17 protein-coding genes are annotated in these 15,001 nt (G+C 64.9%); 12 read left to right on the top strand and 5 right to left on the bottom strand.

The window, feature by feature from the left end; all coding sequences use genetic code 11:
* Positions 1 to 29: 29 nt before the first annotated feature.
* From K5880_RS08570 to K5880_RS08550, 5 genes are read right to left on the bottom strand one after another with little or no spacing between them, the layout of a single operon-like run.
* Positions 30 to 641, bottom strand: a complete 612-nt coding sequence (locus tag K5880_RS08570) for a hypothetical protein (protein WP_297650762.1) — start codon at positions 639 to 641, stop codon at positions 30 to 32.
* Positions 641 to 1,891, bottom strand: coding sequence for a PilW family protein (locus K5880_RS08565; RefSeq protein ID WP_297650760.1), 1,251 nt, complete (start codon positions 1,889 to 1,891; stop codon positions 641 to 643). The genes K5880_RS08570 and K5880_RS08565 overlap by 1 nt, the downstream gene beginning before the upstream one ends.
* 11 nt (positions 1,892 to 1,902) lie before the next feature.
* A complete protein-coding gene (gene pilV, locus K5880_RS08560; protein WP_297650758.1) occupies positions 1,903 to 2,352 on the bottom strand; it encodes a type IV pilus modification protein PilV in 450 nt (149 codons plus the stop codon).
* 1 nt (position 2,353) lies between these two features.
* On the bottom strand, positions 2,354 to 2,878 hold the full coding sequence (locus K5880_RS08555) for a GspH/FimT family pseudopilin (protein WP_297650756.1): 525 nt from the start codon (positions 2,876 to 2,878) through the stop codon (positions 2,354 to 2,356).
* A complete protein-coding gene (locus tag K5880_RS08550) occupies positions 2,872 to 3,297 on the bottom strand; it encodes a type IV pilin protein (RefSeq protein WP_297651099.1) in 426 nt (141 codons plus the stop codon). The genes K5880_RS08555 and K5880_RS08550 overlap by 7 nt, the downstream gene beginning before the upstream one ends.
* A 364-nt stretch (positions 3,298 to 3,661) precedes the next feature.
* Between K5880_RS08550 and ribD the strand changes: the two genes are divergently transcribed.
* The 12 genes from ribD to K5880_RS08490 form a co-directional block, all read left to right on the top strand.
* Positions 3,662 to 4,909, top strand: coding sequence for a bifunctional diaminohydroxyphosphoribosylaminopyrimidine deaminase/5-amino-6-(5-phosphoribosylamino)uracil reductase RibD (gene ribD / locus K5880_RS08545; RefSeq protein ID WP_297650754.1), 1,248 nt, complete (start codon positions 3,662 to 3,664; stop codon positions 4,907 to 4,909).
* 200 nt (positions 4,910 to 5,109) lie between these two features.
* Complete coding sequence (locus K5880_RS08540; protein ID WP_297650752.1) at positions 5,110 to 5,673, top strand: GspH/FimT family protein; 564 nt, start codon at positions 5,110 to 5,112, stop codon at positions 5,671 to 5,673.
* Complete coding sequence (gene pilV / locus K5880_RS08535) at positions 5,670 to 6,287, top strand: type IV pilus modification protein PilV (protein ID WP_297650751.1); 618 nt, start codon at positions 5,670 to 5,672, stop codon at positions 6,285 to 6,287. Before K5880_RS08540 ends, pilV (K5880_RS08535) begins: the two co-directional genes overlap by 4 nt.
* Positions 6,284 to 7,060, top strand: a complete 777-nt coding sequence (locus K5880_RS08530; protein ID WP_297650750.1) for a PilW family protein — start codon at positions 6,284 to 6,286, stop codon at positions 7,058 to 7,060. The genes pilV (K5880_RS08535) and K5880_RS08530 overlap by 4 nt, the downstream gene beginning before the upstream one ends.
* Positions 7,057 to 7,779 carry a pilus assembly protein gene (locus K5880_RS08525; RefSeq protein WP_297650749.1) on the top strand — a complete coding sequence of 241 codons (723 nt, stop codon included), beginning with the start codon at positions 7,057 to 7,059 and terminating at the stop codon, positions 7,777 to 7,779. Before K5880_RS08530 ends, K5880_RS08525 begins: the two co-directional genes overlap by 4 nt.
* A gap of 14 nt (positions 7,780 to 7,793) precedes the next feature.
* A complete protein-coding gene (locus K5880_RS08520) occupies positions 7,794 to 11,135 on the top strand; it encodes a PilC/PilY family type IV pilus protein (protein WP_297650748.1) in 3,342 nt (1,113 codons plus the stop codon).
* Positions 11,135 to 11,563 carry a type IV pilin protein gene (locus K5880_RS08515; RefSeq protein ID WP_297650747.1) on the top strand — a complete coding sequence of 143 codons (429 nt, stop codon included), beginning with the start codon at positions 11,135 to 11,137 and terminating at the stop codon, positions 11,561 to 11,563. Before K5880_RS08520 ends, K5880_RS08515 begins: the two co-directional genes overlap by 1 nt.
* Positions 11,564 to 11,622: 59 nt before the next feature.
* Positions 11,623 to 12,267, top strand: coding sequence for a riboflavin synthase (locus tag K5880_RS08510; RefSeq protein WP_297650745.1), 645 nt, complete (start codon positions 11,623 to 11,625; stop codon positions 12,265 to 12,267).
* Positions 12,264 to 13,394, top strand: coding sequence for a bifunctional 3,4-dihydroxy-2-butanone-4-phosphate synthase/GTP cyclohydrolase II (gene ribBA, locus K5880_RS08505; protein ID WP_297650743.1), 1,131 nt, complete (start codon positions 12,264 to 12,266; stop codon positions 13,392 to 13,394). The genes K5880_RS08510 and ribBA overlap by 4 nt, the downstream gene beginning before the upstream one ends.
* Before the next feature lie 36 nt (positions 13,395 to 13,430).
* Positions 13,431 to 13,895, top strand: a complete 465-nt coding sequence (ribH, locus tag K5880_RS08500; RefSeq protein ID WP_297650740.1) for a 6,7-dimethyl-8-ribityllumazine synthase — start codon at positions 13,431 to 13,433, stop codon at positions 13,893 to 13,895.
* Positions 13,892 to 14,410: a transcription antitermination factor NusB gene (gene nusB, locus K5880_RS08495; protein WP_297650738.1), complete on the top strand. Its 519-nt coding sequence runs from the start codon at positions 13,892 to 13,894 to the stop codon at positions 14,408 to 14,410. The genes ribH and nusB overlap by 4 nt, the downstream gene beginning before the upstream one ends.
* A partial coding sequence (locus K5880_RS08490) for an aminotransferase class I/II-fold pyridoxal phosphate-dependent enzyme (RefSeq protein WP_297650736.1) occupies positions 14,407 to 15,001 on the top strand: 595 nt, incomplete at its 3' end. The genes nusB and K5880_RS08490, both read left to right, overlap by 4 nt.

Below are 15,001 nucleotides of genomic sequence, written 5' to 3'. Positions count from 1 at the left end.
GTTGTTTTCTCCCTGACAGTGGGATGGCTTTAGCTGGATGCCGGCCCGGACACGAGTGCCTCGTACCAGCCTTCTGTACCCCGTGGGCCCTGCACTCGGATCAGCACGCGGTAGCGCAGGCCGATCTCATTGGCCAGGGTGGTGGTCGTGGCGGTAGGCGACGGCTCGTACTCGCACTTGGCGCGGATGTCGTCCGTGTCGGTGAGCACGGGGTTCGCCGAACACAGTCTCTCGATGAAATACTGCACGCGGAAATTGCCGGCATCGGTGGCGCAGTTGCCCACGGCGCCGCCCACCTCGTCGGTGCAAGCCACCGTGGCCCAGTTCAAAGCGCTGGGTATGCCGCGGGCATCCAGCGCCGTGGCCCGCACAGCGGCGTAGCGGTTGGCCACATCGGCATTGCCCCCACCCGCCGTCACGATGTTGGACAGGTTGTTCAGCGCATCTGTCAACGCCCGGTCTGAGGCGTGCGTGGCGGCTTGCTGGAACGCGAAGTTGCCTGAAATCACATTGCCGGTATCGGCAGAGCGCATGGCAGCGAACCCACCCAATACCAGCAACGTGAGCACCGACAACACCACGATGAGGGAGTTGCCGGCCTGCTGGCGGCGGGAGCGATGCAGCTTGGGGATGGTGAGCATCAGTTGCTCCAGAGCACGTTGCGAAGTGGAATGATGGCGCGGTGCACGCGGTACCGGTAGTTCTGCCAGGTGCGCCCTGCAGCCACAGGAGTCGCCGAAAGATCGATCACCGGAGCCGCTGCATCTTGAAATGAGCAAGGGCCCACATTGACCACACCGGCGTCGTTGGTGCATGCCGCAGTTGTCACGTCTGTGGTGGCCGCTTCCTTGGCCCGCGAGATCAGGATCACCCGAATGGCTTTGATGCGCTGGACGTTGTCAGCGGTCGGTGCCGCCCAATCCACACCGGCGGCGTCCACCCACGCCGTGACTTCGTCCGTGACGGCGTCAGGACTGATGCCGTATTGGGCGTGCATGAGAACGATGTCAGACGCCAGGGCATTGCCACCGCCAGCAAAGCTCAAAGGATTGGTTGTGCAGGTCGGCGCGTCGGTGAACGCGTTGTATGCGACCAGCGCTTCGCACTGCACCGTGAAGGCAGGCTGGCGGAACGCGGCACCGATCCGTACCACTGTGGCCGGGCCAAGAGCGCCGCCCGCTGTCGAAAAACCATAGGCTGACGGCACTGCAAATGCCGCAGCAGGGTCGGGTGGGTTATAGCCTGTTGCAGGATCGGTCGCGCGTGGAAGCACCTTGCAGGATGTCGCATTGCCACCGCAGACAACGCTGGGCACCGGTGCCGAAGTGACCTGAAACAACGTGCAGGGGCCACCTCCACCCGGCGCACCAACCACCGCAAGATCGTTGGCCGCAATCAACCCACTGTCGTTGACCGTGATGTCCTCGCCCGCAGTCGCCATATTGACCATCACCGGCATGTTCGACAGCGGGCCAACTCCTGCCGATGTGGTGAACGTGATGGTGTCTGAAGCGGTGGCGGCACCTCCGTCCGTGATGCGTACCGGCATCAAAGTGGCATCGTTCAACCGGGTTACCCCACTTGCCCACGCGTTGATAGAAGGGCAGATGATCTGGCCATTGCTGTAAAAGCCGGCGCCCGCGGACCGCCCCGCCTCGTCGATCAGGCCCAGCCCGACCTGGGCCGACACCTGAGCAGAAGCGTTCGAGCCGATGGTGCGAAAACTCGCACCGACGCCGGTGACGGTTGCAACGACGATCAGGGCCACGATCAACCCGATGGTCATCGCAACCATCAGTTCAATCAATGACGCGCCGCGCGAGCGCAGATGAAGGCGCCCTGCACGGTGCGCGGCACCAGATTTCAGGGAAATGTGTTGAGTCCTGATCATGGGGTTCCTGATCATTGCCACTGAATCTGGTTCGAGACGACGTACTGACGGGGCACATCATTGCCTTGTTGCCAGCACAGTGTGACCGTGACCTGACCGGTTGCCGCGTTCACGGTGACCTGCTGAAGGTCCGGGGTGGCACCTGGAAGAACCTCCTGGACTTCCAGCAACCACTCCGCTGCAGACGGAGCGGACGCATCGCCACCAACGGAGTTGCACGCAGTGCCACCTGGTCGGTGCGCAAAGTCTGCGGCGTTGGCCTCTGCCGAAATCAGCATGCGGGCAAACAGTTGATCGGCCAAAAATGCGGCGTCGGCCCGATAGCGGGCATCTGAGCTGAGTCGAATGGACGCGGCCTGCAACTGCACCAGTGCGAGGACGCCGAACGAAAACACCAGGATGGAGACCAGCACCTCCATCATGCTGAAGCCACGTTGTCGAGAGAGCATCGGGCCGTTCATGTCAGCACCTGCGTGGGTCGTTGGCGATGGCTACTGCCGGATCGCACATGCGAATCAGACCGCCACCAAAGATGTTGACTCGCCGCGTATCGGTGTTGCCGATCACGCTGGACACGTTGATCTGCTCAAGCCTCACCACACTGGTGTCCACCAGCCCGTTGGGCAGGAACGTGACCACCCGGCTAGCCGTCGTGGATGCCGTGGTGACCCCTGGCGACTCGCTGTCGGGACGCGTCTGGATGGCGGTGGCCGGCGCAACTTGGGCCACGGCCCAGCCGCTTCCCGTGGCGTTGAGGGTGAATTGCACCGGCGAGTTGCGTCGGATGGCCTCGGCCCTGGCCAGAAACAAGCCGCTGAGCATGGCCTCAGCGCCCGTGCGCACCCGGTAATTCGCCAGCAGTTGGGAAAAGCTCGGCAACGCCAGCGAAGCAGCGATGCCGAAGATCACGATCACGATCAGCAGTTCGATCAGGGTGAAGCCCCGGTCTTTGCCGGCGCAGGCCCGAGATGGGCGATGGCTCAGCACGCGCTGCCCCTCTTCGTCAGCCAGCAGGGCAAAGGTAGACCCGCCGCTCCCACGAAGGCCGTGGTCGTTCGGTTGTTGTTGTTATCCACAGTGAACGTGTAGCCGGCCATCGCCCCGATGCCCGTGGCGGTGATGAGAAAGCTCTGGTTACTGGCCGTCGCCCCCCAGGCGCAGGAGTAGTTGAACGCACCGGAGCCGCTGACAGGCATGGGAACGGTGCAGGCGGCTGCGGTTGAGCCATAGTTGCGGTTGTCCTGGTAGAACTGCTCCAGCCTCACCCGCGCGGCCGAAAGGTCGCCAGTCGCTTCGGCTATGCGGCTGCGACGCACGTAGTCTGTGTATGACGGATAGGCAATGCTCGCGAGAATGCCTATGACTGCCACAGTGATCATCAACTCGATGAGCGTGAACCCCCGCATGTGCCGCGGAGCCACTACGGACGATAAAGAGGGGATGACCACCGCATACTCCTATATGTATTCATATGTAATGTGCCCTATCAACTGCAAATACATCAGGAGGGGGCAGACGAGTGGGCCTATTTGCTACGTAGGTGGTTTGCGGGCAAAGCGCACCTTGTTGACCGGTCCGCCGCAGTTGTTTGCGCAGGCCGCCAATGGGCCCCGTGCGATCGTCCTCCAAAAAACCGGGCCGACTACCATTCTTTGTCACCGAGTGATCGGCTACGCCCTTTTGCGATAGAAGGCTCTTTTGGCTTCATCGAGAGTGCAAGAACCATTCGTCCCGCCAAAAAAGTAAGCACAAATACCGACATCTCTGTCCATGACAAGCAGAACCCATCCCAATCAGTACCAAGCTGCAACCAGCGAAAATCCATCGATAAGCATGGGGGTGACAGTCATGGAGAAGAGCAGATTCGCAGAGGAATACGCAGATTGGGAGACCTTGCTCACGCATGCCAATGGCTCGATTGGTCTATCAGAACCCAATCCTCGAGTCGGATGCCGCATCACTGGTCTTGACGGTAGGACGTTTTATGGCCATACGCAGCGCGCGGGGGGCTGCCACGCTGAGATTGTGGCGCTTCAATCCGCCCGGCGCGCCGGTGCAGACGTCAGCGGAGCCACCGTTCAAGTCACCCTTGAACCCTGCTCCCATCACGGGCGTACGCCACCGTGCTGCGATGCGCTCATCGAGGCACGCGTCGGCAAGGTAATCGTTGCCACCGTCGACCCCAATCCCCTGGTGGCAGGACGCGGCATCGAGCGCCTGCGCGCTGCGGGCATTGAGGTCGAGTTGCTCCCCTGCGACCACGCGGCTGCCATGGCATCGCGAGAGCTCAACATCGGTTTCTTCAGCCGCATGATCCGCGCGACCCCGTGGGTCCGCATGAAGTTGGCCTCGTCACTAGACGGCACCACAGCACTGGACAACGGCGTCAGCCAATGGATCACCGGCGAAGCTGCCCGTGCCGACGGACATGCCTGGCGCGCCCGTGCCTCTGCCGTGCTCACAGGAATCGGCACGGTGCGGGAAGACGATCCGATGCTGGACGTGCGCCTGGTCGAGACACCGCGACAGCCGCATCTGGTGGTGGTCGACAGCCGACTCGAGACACCCCCGGATGCCCGGCTTTTCAGTCCGGCGGCTGGCAATCTGACGCGGCAGATCTGGATCATCCATGCGGTGCAGGACACCGATCGGCAAGCCGCCCTTCAGGCGCGCGGTGCGCAGTTGATTCACCTGCCCGGTCCGAACGACAAGGTCGATCTGGCCGCCATGCTTGTGGAGTTGGGACGGCGGGAGGTCAATGAACTGCACGTGGAGGCTGGCCACAAGCTCAATGCCTCGTTCCTGCGCGAAGGCCTGGTGGACGAGTTGCTGCTGTACCTCGCACCGCAACTGCTCGGTCAGGGAGCCGGCATGACCAGCCTGGGGCCGCTGCAGCGCTTGCAGGACGGCCTTCGGTTGCGCTTCTCCAGTGCAACCACTATCGGCGAAGATCTGCGCATCACGGCCCGGGTGTTGGGTCCCAACAACCTCGATTGCTGTCCCCCGACCACCGCTTGATTCCCTTGGGACGCACGTGCGGCGATAAAGCGCTACAAGACAGTACATTTCTCACGCCCATCGATCAGCGAACATCACGTTTCGCTGCAAATTTCTCGTCAATACTGCCAATGAAGTAGAAAAACCACTTATCTGACTGGCATTACATCTCGTCTTAATTAATACCAAATAAATACTTCGGTCGATAAACTGCCGAAGTCATGAATACCTCCCCTCGTCCCCGGAGACCGCCCACCCAGCGAGCAGGCTTCACGCTCATCGAGCTGCTGGTGGCTCTGAGCGTGCTGGCTGTGCTCGCCGCGCTCGCCGCCCCCAGCTTCGCCGACCTCACGCGCCGCATGCGCGTGGACACGGTGCGCGAACAGTTCATCGGTTCGATGAATCTGGCTCGCACCGAGGCCATCCGGCACGGACGCACGGTGGTGATGCGGCGCATAGAGCCGTGCGCCGCCGCCAACGCCGCCACCCAGTGGTATTGCGGCTGGCAGGTCTTCGTTGACCTTGACCAGAACAATGCGATGGACGCGGGCGAACCGCTGCTGCGCGAGGTGCGCGGCGATTCCAGCGTATTGATCCAGCGCACCAGTCCCGTCGGAGGCGCTTACGTCCAGTTCACACGGTTCGGTATGCCCGAACAGAGCGGCCTGAGCTTTCAGATCTTCCCCGCAGGACAGAAAGCCGAAGACCCCACCAACGCCCAGCGCGTCTGCCTGTCGGGCGCTGGCCGCATGCGAACCGTGAAGGACACGGTGGCATGCACATGAACACGCACCCAGAGGCCATGGCGTCCGGATTCAAGCTGACACGGCAGGCGCAACGCGGCGCCACCATGCTCGAAGCGCTGGTTGCCCTGATGGTGCTGGCGCTGGGCGTGCTGGGTCTGGCACGGCTACAGGTGGCCACACTGATGGAGGCCCGCACGGCCAACGCCCGTTCGGTGGCCATACACGCCGCCAGCGACCTGCTGGAGCGCATGCAGGTCAACCGGGCCGCCCGCCTCACCGCAGTCGCCTTCGGCGACTACGTTTCTCCATGGGCAATGCCAGCGGTGCCTGCCTCCAACTGCCTTGAAGCGCCGTGCTCGAGCACTCAGATGGCTGCCTACGACATCTGGCAATGGAAACAGTCGCTCGCACAACAGTTGCCCGGAGGCGATGCCACCGTGTTCCGCTCCGACACGGACCCCACCCAGTTGGGCGTCCTGCTGGCGTGGTCCGCCATCCAGGCCAAGAACCTGGCCAACGCCGACAGCGCGAATGCGCTGCTGTATGCCGCCGCCGATGCCCTGGTGGACGCCGCGGGCAACCCAGGCACCGGTGTCGGCACGGTCAGCTGCCCGGCGCAACGCATCTGCCACCTCGTCTACATCCGCCCATGACAACACACCGAGCGCACGCCGCCCGTTCGTCACCGTGCCTGCAGCAGGGCCTGACCTTGATCGAGCTGATGGTCGGCTTGCTCATCGGCATGCTCGTGTCCCTGGCGGCCGTGACCAGCCTGGGCTTCAGCCGCCTGGCCTCTTCCACGGTGGGAGACAGCACCCGCCTGCACGAAGACGCGTCCACCGCCTTTCGCATCATTGGTCACCACATGCGCCAGGCGGGCGCGCAGCGACTGCTGAACGCGGGCGGGGGACGGGTGCACTTCAACGCTGTGTATGTCGGCTACGGCAGCGCTGCGAACCCCCACGCCCTCGAGGGGGTCAACGCCCCCAACGGTCCGGACACCCTGAGAGTCAGCCACGACATCGAGCCTTTGATCACGGCCACGGACTGCCTGGGCAATGCGCCCACCAAAAAGCAACAGGACGACGGCTTCACCACGCTCAGCAATGTCTTTTCGGTCGTCAATGGCAGCCTGCAATGTGCTGGATCGGCGGAAAATCAGACCGCCTCCCTGATCCAGGGCGTGGAAGATTTCCAGGTGCGCTATGCGGTGCGCGACAGCGCCACCGATACCCTCCAATACCGGGACGCGCCGGTCGACTGGAACGCAGTCGAAGGCGTGATGGTCTGCCTGCAACTGGTCGGCGAACTCGGCGGCCAGCCCACGGCGCCCGTTGTCGGCTGCGATGGCAATCCCACCGCCCAGGACGGACGGGTCCGGCGCGCCTTCTGGCGCGTGTTTCAGCTCAGGAACGCCGACGCATGAAGCACGAAGCCCGATCCCTTCGAGGCGTGCAGCGCGGCGTCTCGCTCATGGTCGTCATGGTCGTGCTGGTGCTGGGCACGCTGCTCATGCTCGGCAGCACCCGCGTGGGTACGCTGCATGGCGCGCTGGTGGGCAGCGAAAGCGACACCCAGCTAGCCTTCGCCGCGGCGGAGGCCCTGATGCGCGACGCGGAACTCGACATCCTCGGCCAGCGCGCCGACGGCACGCCCTGCAGCGACGACCCCACTGTGGCCGTGCGATGTCGAAACCTGGCAGGGCCCTTCTTTCCCGAAAAAGACGACGACCTGGATGTTCTGGGTGCGTCGGTGTCTGCTGCAAACGGTGGATTCCAGAATTGCCGCCAGGGCGTCTGCCTGCCCGCCACGGTCGACAGCCTGAGTCCGACCGTCTGGGTCGACCAGCTTTCGGACATGCAGTCGGTGGCCGCCACCTACGGACAGTTCACCGGAACCACCACGGACGAAGCCAGCAACCCGCTTTTGAGCAACGCACCCGTACGCGCTTGGTACTGGGTGGAGGTATTCCGCTACGCCGACGCCACCGGCATCCTGGCTCCGACCGGGAACCGGTTGAGACCCGACATGGACCGCCATCCCTACGTCTACCGCATCACGACTTTCGTGCAAGGCAGCAAACCCGGAACACGCGTTCACCTGCGCTCGGTATTCGTTCCCTATCCCAACCCCACCTACCGGTGAGCAGGAGCCTTCCCATGCGAACACCCCTTGCACAACCCATCGCGCTGCTCGTGGGCTTCGGCCTGTGTCTTGGCGCTCTGGCCGCGCCTCTGAGCCTCTCGCAAGCCCCCAGGGGCGGCGCCAGCGAGCCGGCGCCCAACATCATCGTGTCGGTCGACAACTCCTCGAGCATGGGCAGCACCGGCATCTCCCAGCTCAAGACGGCGCTCAAGGCCACGTTCTCTGCCGCCAACGTCCCGGACAACCGGATCCGGCTGGCATGGCAATCGATGCACCATTGCCGTGGCATCCCCGGCAGTACGACCTCATGCAAGGGTTTCAACGGCATCCGCCCGTTCAGTGGTCAGCACCGCGAGAATTTTATGGACTGGGTCGACTCGCTGAAATACTCCAGTGGCACACCGTCGCACTACGTGGTGGACAACGCTGGCAAATACCTCAGCGAAACAGGGTTGGGTGCCAACAGTCCCTGGGCGGCGATACCCGGCGTGCAGGAGGCCCCGGTGCTCTCATGCCGCAAGGCCTACAACATCTTCATGACCGACGGCGAGTGGGGCCATGCCTGGCACGAGGACGAGCTGGACACCTCGGGGCCGGATGGCAAACGCATCGTGCGCGGCGGCAATGCGGATGGCACTGCCACGACGCTGCCCGACGGTACCGCCTACTCGGTCGATGCCGGCAACATGCAGACGCGCCTGTACCGGGACACCTGGGGCAATGCGGGCCTGAGCACGCTGTCCGACCTTGCCTTTCACTACTGGTCGCGCGATCTGCAGCCCGACATCCCGAACAATGTGGCGCCCACGCCGCGACAACAGTTCCCGGTGCAGAACTTCGGAACCGCCGCGGCCCCGGCCGTGCTGGACGCGTACTGGAACCCGCGCAACAACCCCGCCACCTGGCAGCACATGGTGAACTACAGCATCGGCTTCAAGAGCGCAGCCAGCTGGTCAGGCGCACCCAGCTGGCTGGGTGACACCTTCACCGGACTGGGGCCCCTGATCCGCGGAGACGTCAACTGGGTCACGCCGTTCTGCAATGCCTCCGTCACCGGTGCGGGCACCCAGCCCTGCGACGGTGGCACCAACTATGAGAAACGGGACGACGCGCGCAAGGCCGAGCTCTGGCACATGGCGCTCAACAGCCGCGGCCGCTTCATCCCCGCCCCCGACGCGCAGTCCCTGGTGGACGCCTTCCAGGGCATCCTCAATGAAATCATCACGGACAACCTGAGAGGACTGGTCAGCATTGCCGTGAGCTCGACCCAACTGCGCACCGACGGCCTCGTCTACCTTGCGGGCTTTGACAGCGCGAAGTGGAGCGGGCAACTGAGCGCCCACAAGCTCGATGCCAAGACCCATGCGGTCAGCGCAGCGCCTACCTGGGAAGCGAGCACCACACTGGACGCCCCCAGCCTGAACCTGTCCCAACGGCTTATCCTCTCCCATTCCGACACATCGGGCATCCCGTTCCTGTGGACCTCCCTGAACACCGAGCAGAAAAACCACCTCAAGGGCGGCGAAAGCGACACCATCGCGCAGGCCCGGCTCGCCTACCTGCGCGGTGACCGGACGAAGGAAGAAAGCCAGTCGGGCGGCACGATGCGCAACCGCGCCTCCCGGTTGGGCGACATCGTGAACTCCAACATCTGGAACACGGGCAAGCCAGCGCGCATGGCCTTCGAACACAACGGGCATGCCCAGTTCCGCAGCCAGCTCGCCACGCGCCCGGACACGCTGTACGTCGGCGCCAACGACGGCATGCTGCACGCATTCAATGCGGCCGACGGCGTGGAACGCATGGCCTACGTGCCGCGCGGCGTGTATAGCAAGCTGCGCGCCTACACCATGCCCGGCTACGCGCACCAGTACATGGTTGATGGACATCCGTTCACCGGTGACGCAGACATCTCGGCGACCAGCGCCAACAACCCCGCGGCGCAACCCGACTGGCGCACCATCCTTGTTGCATCGACCGGCAGCGGCGCACGGGGCTACTTCGTGCTGGACGTGACCGACCCGACGCTGCTCGGCACCAGCTCCGTGTTGCTCGACCGCACCTTTGCATCCGCCTCGTCTGGCGACTTCGCCGGTTCGGAGGATGTGGGCCATATCCACGCCGCCCCCGTGCTCGATGACCCCATCAAAGGGCGCAGCGAGCAGATCGTCAAGCTCAACAACCAGCGCTGGGCCGTGGTCATGGGCAATGGGGCAAACAGCGTCAACGAACGCCCGGTCCTGCTGATCCAGTACCTCGACGGCGATCGCTCCCTGTTGCGCATCGTGGCGCACTCCACCACGTCGCAGTCCAACGGGCTGTCGGCGCCGCGCCTGATCGACGTCAACGGTGATGGCACCATGGACATTGCCTACGCGGGCGACCTGCAAGGCCAGCTCTGGAAGTTCAATCTGACCAGCGCCGATGACAGCCAGTGGGGGGTCAGCGTCTGGGACGGCTCGGGCGCTACCTGCAAGAACACCACCACCTGCCACCCCCTGTACGTGACCACCGATGGCGCCACGCCCGCCAAAAGACAGCCGATCACGTCAGCGCCCTTGTGGATAGCCCATCCCCTCGGCGGTGTCCAGGTGATGTTCGGCACCGGCCAGAACCTGCAGGACAGTGACCCGATGAACACAGGTATCCAGACGCTCTACGCCATCTGGGACAAGAGCACCTACGACACGCAGAATGGCCTGACTTCCTCCGACACGGGAGCTATCGGCCCATCGGAGAGCCGCAGCATCCTGGTGCAACAGAGCTTCACGGGAGCCGTCACCCGAACCGACCCGGACACCGGTGCGACGCTGTCCACCGAATACAGCAACTCCACCGCACACCCGGTGAAATATTCCCGTACCGACGTCTCGGCCAAGCGGGGCTGGTACCTGGACTACCCTCTGACCGGCGAGCGCGTGCTCACCACCCCGGTGCGGCTGCCCGGCAACCTCGCTGCCATCTTCAGCACCGTTCCCACCAGCGGCACGGCCGGAGAAAGCTGCGATGAGCTCGGCACGAACGACCCCAGCCGGCTGACCGTGCTCAACATGATCACCGGACATCCTTCGCCCACGCCCCTGTTTTTCAGCAGCGATGCGACCATGAACATGAACAATGCCAGCAGCGTGAAGGTGGCCAGCACAGAAGGCGTCTTCCTCAGAGGTTCGCAGGAGAAGATCAACGTGGTTTCCATCAACAACAATGCGGCATCCAAAGACGGCGCGTCGCCGGTGGATGACAAGGGCTGGAACTGCGGCACCGCCCCCGCAGGCAGCAAGCGCGAACTCGACTGCGATCGCCTGCATGGTCCGTTCCCTCTTGGCGTGCGGGCCGACTGGCGGGAGGTGCGCTGATGGATCACCTCGCAACGCGCCAGAGAGGCTTCACCCTGATCGAGGTGATGATCGTGGTGGCGGTGGTCGCGCTGCTGGCCGGCATTGCCTTGCCCAGCTACCAGGAGTACGTCCGGCGCACCCACCGTGCCCATGCGCAGGCGACCCTGGTGCAGGCTGCGCAATGGATGGAACGCGCCGCCACGGTCAGGGGTTCCTACCCCGTGACGAACCAGATACCCGCCGACCTGCTGCAGGTGGAAGGTGGGCGCTATACCGTGGTCGCTGTGTCCGATGGCGCCACCTACACGCTGACAGCCATTCCCACCGCCGGGCAGGCCACTGACCCGTGCGCGGCGTACCGCCTCACCGAAACGGGCCGGCGCAGCCAGGAAAACGTCAGCTCCCATACCCCCTCGTTGTCCGTGGACGCGTGCTGGGACCGCTGAACCGCGCAACGCAAGCGGCCTGAAAAGCCCGCCCGGCCAAACCCTGCGAAAATAGCCGGATGTTTACCGGCATCATCACCGGCGTGGGGCGCATCGCCGCCCTCCACGACCTGGGCAGCTCTTTGGACCACGGCAAGCGACTCACCCTCGAGGCGCCGCCGGGCTACCTCGACGACGTCGGTCTCGGTGACAGCATCGCCCTCAATGGCGCCTGCATGACGGTCACCTCGCTCGATCTGCCCACTCATCGCTTCACCATCGACGTTTCGGCCGAATCCCTGGCCCGCACCACGGGCCTGGCGCAGATCGGCCAGCGCCTGAACCTGGAAAAGGCCCTGCGTGCCCATGACCGGCTGGGGGGGCACATCGTCTCGGGCCACGTGGATGGCGTGGGAACCATCACCCGTTTCGCCCAGGTGGGCGAAAGCTGGGATTTGCGGGTGCTGGCACCGCCTGAACTCGGCAAATACCTGGCCTACAAGGGCTCGATCACGGTCAATGGCGTCAGCCTCACCGTCAACCTGGTGGCGGACAGCGCCGCCGGCTGTGAATTCAGCATCAACCTCATTCCCCACACGGTGCAGAACACCGCGCTGGGCACGTTGACCGAAGGCAGCCCGGTCAACCTCGAAATCGACACCGTCGCGCGCTATGTCGAGCGCATGTTGAGCAGCGCGCCGCACACTTCCAAGGAATCCGCATGAACGCCCCTGAAACCCTGGCCCCGGTCGCCATCTCGCCGGTGGACGACATCGTTGCCGACATGCGCGCCGGGCGCATCGTAATCCTGGTCGATGAAGAAGACCGGGAAAACGAAGGCGACCTGGTGCTGGCCGCCGACCACGTCACGCCCGAGGCGATCAACTTCATGGCGCGTTTCGGTCGCGGCCTGATCTGCCTGACGCTCACACGCGAGCGCTGCGAGCGCCTGCGCCTGCCGCCCATGGTGCCGCGCAACGGCACCAAGATGGGCACGGCCTTCACCATCTCCATCGAGGCGGCCGAGGGCGTGACCACCGGCATCTCGGCTGGCGACCGCGCACGCACTGTGCAGGCGGCCGTGGCGCCCGGCGCCCAGGCCAGCGACCTCGTGCAGCCCGGCCACATCTTCCCGCTGCAGGCCGTCGATGGCGGCGTGCTCATGCGCGCAGGCCACACCGAGGCCGGGTGCGATCTTGCGGCCATGGCCGGGTGCAGCCCGGCCGCTGTGATCTGCGAAATCATGAAGGACGACGGCACCATGGCGAGGCTGCCCGACCTTCAAGCTTTCGCCGCCGAACACGGCCTGAAGATCGGCACCATCGCCGACCTGATCGAGCACCGCAGCCGCAACGAATGTCTGGTGCAGAAGCTCGGCACCCGCAGCCTGAACACTGCCTTCGGCGAGTTCCAGGCCACCGCGTTCAAGGACCAGCCCAGCGGCGCCCTGCATCTCGCGCTCGTCAAAGGTCAGTGGGGCCCCGACAACAGTGTGGCCGTGCGCGTGCACGAACCGCTTTCGGTGCTCGACACGCTCGAGGTCGGCCGATCCATGCATTCCTGGAGCCTGGAGGCCAGCCTGCGTCACATCGCCCAGGCGGGCGCCGGCGTGGCCGTACTGCTCAACTGCGGCGAATCGGCCGAACAGTTGCTGGCCCAGTTCGAGGGCACTGCACGTTCGGCGCAGGCCCCCGAGCGCGGCCGCATGGACCTTCGCACCTACGGCGTGGGCGCGCAGATCCTGCGCGACTGCGGCGTGCACCGGATGCAGCTTCTGGGCAAACCCCGGCGCATGCCCAGCATGGCCGGCTACGGCCTGGAGATTACCGGCTACCTCGGTCGCGACGACTGAATTCCCCCTCCTCCACCTTTAGAAACGGATCCCCTCATGTTCGGCGCAGACAAAGGCAGCCCCAGCGTGCTCGACGGCAAGAAGCTGAGCATCGGCATCGTCCAGGCCCGCTTCAACGAAGCCATCACCGACGCGCTCTTCAACGCCTGCCTCACCGAGCTGCTGGCGCTGGGTGTGCAGGACAAGAACATTGCCCACGTCAAGGTGCCGGGCGCGCTCGAGGTGCCCGTCGCCCTGCAGGCCATGGCCGAGCGCGACGACTTCGACGCGCTGATCGCGCTGGGCTGCATCATCCGCGGCGAGACCTACCACTTCGAACTGGTGGCCAACGAGTCCGGCGCAGGCGTGACACGCCTCGCGCTGGACTACCAGATTCCCATTGCCAACGCCATCCTGACCACCGAGAACCTGGAGCAGGCCGTGGCGCGCCAGATCGACAAGGGCCGCGATGCGGCGCGGGTCGCGGTGGAGATGGCACACCTGCTTCAAGAGATCGGTTGACCATGTCCGCAGACACTCCCTCCCCTGCCCGCACCAAGGCCGGCGACACGCCACGCAAGGCAGCCGACAAGTCGGCCCGCACGCGCGCGCGCGAGTTCGCGCTGCAGGCCCTCTACCAGCACCTGGTGGGCCGCAACCCGGCGGTCGACATCGACGCTTTCACACGCGACCTCGCCGGCTTCCACAAGGCCGACAGCGTGCACTTCGACGCCCTGCTGCACGGCTGCATTGCCGACTCCACCGCGCTCGACGCCCTGATCGCGCCGCGCCTGGACCGGCCGCTGACCGAACTCTCGCCCATCGAACACGGTGTGCTCTGGATCGGCGCCTACGAATTCCAGCGCTGCCTGGACGTGCCCTGGCGCGTGGTGCTCAACGAATGCATCGAGCTGGCGAAATCCTTTGGCGGCACCGATGGCCACAAGTACGTCAATGGCGTGCTGCACCAGCTGGCCTCGCAACTGCGCCCGGCCGAGGTGGCCACAGCGCCGGCGGCGCGCAAGTCCGCTTCATGAGGATCGCCCAGCGCGCCCAGCGCGTCGAGCCCTTCTACGTGATGGAGCTGGCCAAGGCCGCTGCCTCCATGGCCAACGGCGCCGGCGCGCAGGGCAGGCCGATGATCTACCTCAACATCGGCGAACCCGACTTCACCGCGCCGCCGCTGGTCACCGCGGCAGCGGAACACGCCATCCGCGGCGGCCGCAGCCAGTACACGCAGGCCACCGGCCTGCCCGCGCTGCGCGAGGCCATCAGCGGCTGGTACGCGTCGCGCTTCGGCCTGGCCATCGACCCGGCCCGCATCGTCGTCACCGCGGGTGCGTCGGCGGCCCTGCAACTGGCCTGCCTGGCGCTCATCGAAGCGGGTGACGAGGTGCTGATGCCCGACCCGAGCTACCCCTGCAACCGGCAGTTCGTACAGGCCGCCGAGGGCCGCGCGGTATTGGTGCCATCAGGGCCCGAACACCGCTTTCAGCTCAGCGCCGACCAGGTCGAGGCGTCCTGGCGCCCTGCCACGCGCGGCGTGCTGCTGGCTTCGCCGTCCAACCCCACGGGCACCAGCATCGCGCGGGACGAGCTCGAACGCATTGCGCGCTTCGTGCGCGCGC

The organism is Hydrogenophaga sp. (assembly GCF_025699295.1).
In the GTDB taxonomy this organism is placed as follows: domain Bacteria; phylum Pseudomonadota; class Gammaproteobacteria; order Burkholderiales; family Burkholderiaceae_C; genus Hydrogenophaga.
The sequence above is the reverse complement of the archived record's forward strand: the minus strand, read 5'-3'. Positions and strand labels throughout refer to the sequence as shown.

Excerpts from the sequence above, each read along its gene's own strand:
- K5880_RS08570 (WP_297650762.1), bottom strand. The coding sequence starts at position 641 with ATGCTCACCATCCCCAAGCTGCATCGCTCCCGCCGCCAGCAGGCCGGC.
- K5880_RS08565 (WP_297650760.1), bottom strand. The coding sequence starts at position 1,891 with ATGATCAGGACTCAACACATTTCCCTGAAATCTGGTGCCGCGCACCGT.
- pilV (WP_297650758.1), bottom strand. The coding sequence starts at position 2,352 with ATGAACGGCCCGATGCTCTCTCGACAACGTGGCTTCAGCATGATGGAG.
- K5880_RS08550 (WP_297651099.1), bottom strand. The coding sequence starts at position 3,297 with ATGCGGGGGTTCACGCTCATCGAGTTGATGATCACTGTGGCAGTCATA.
- ribD (WP_297650754.1), top strand. The coding sequence starts at position 3,662 with ATGACAAGCAGAACCCATCCCAATCAGTACCAAGCTGCAACCAGCGAA.
- K5880_RS08540 (WP_297650752.1), top strand. The coding sequence starts at position 5,110 with ATGAATACCTCCCCTCGTCCCCGGAGACCGCCCACCCAGCGAGCAGGC.
- pilV (WP_297650751.1), top strand. The coding sequence starts at position 5,670 with ATGAACACGCACCCAGAGGCCATGGCGTCCGGATTCAAGCTGACACGG.
- K5880_RS08530 (WP_297650750.1), top strand. The coding sequence starts at position 6,284 with ATGACAACACACCGAGCGCACGCCGCCCGTTCGTCACCGTGCCTGCAG.
- K5880_RS08525 (WP_297650749.1), top strand. The coding sequence starts at position 7,057 with ATGAAGCACGAAGCCCGATCCCTTCGAGGCGTGCAGCGCGGCGTCTCG.
- K5880_RS08520 (WP_297650748.1), top strand. The coding sequence starts at position 7,794 with ATGCGAACACCCCTTGCACAACCCATCGCGCTGCTCGTGGGCTTCGGC.
- K5880_RS08515 (WP_297650747.1), top strand. The coding sequence starts at position 11,135 with ATGGATCACCTCGCAACGCGCCAGAGAGGCTTCACCCTGATCGAGGTG.
- K5880_RS08510 (WP_297650745.1), top strand. The coding sequence starts at position 11,623 with ATGTTTACCGGCATCATCACCGGCGTGGGGCGCATCGCCGCCCTCCAC.
- ribBA (WP_297650743.1), top strand. The coding sequence starts at position 12,264 with ATGAACGCCCCTGAAACCCTGGCCCCGGTCGCCATCTCGCCGGTGGAC.
- ribH (WP_297650740.1), top strand. The coding sequence starts at position 13,431 with ATGTTCGGCGCAGACAAAGGCAGCCCCAGCGTGCTCGACGGCAAGAAG.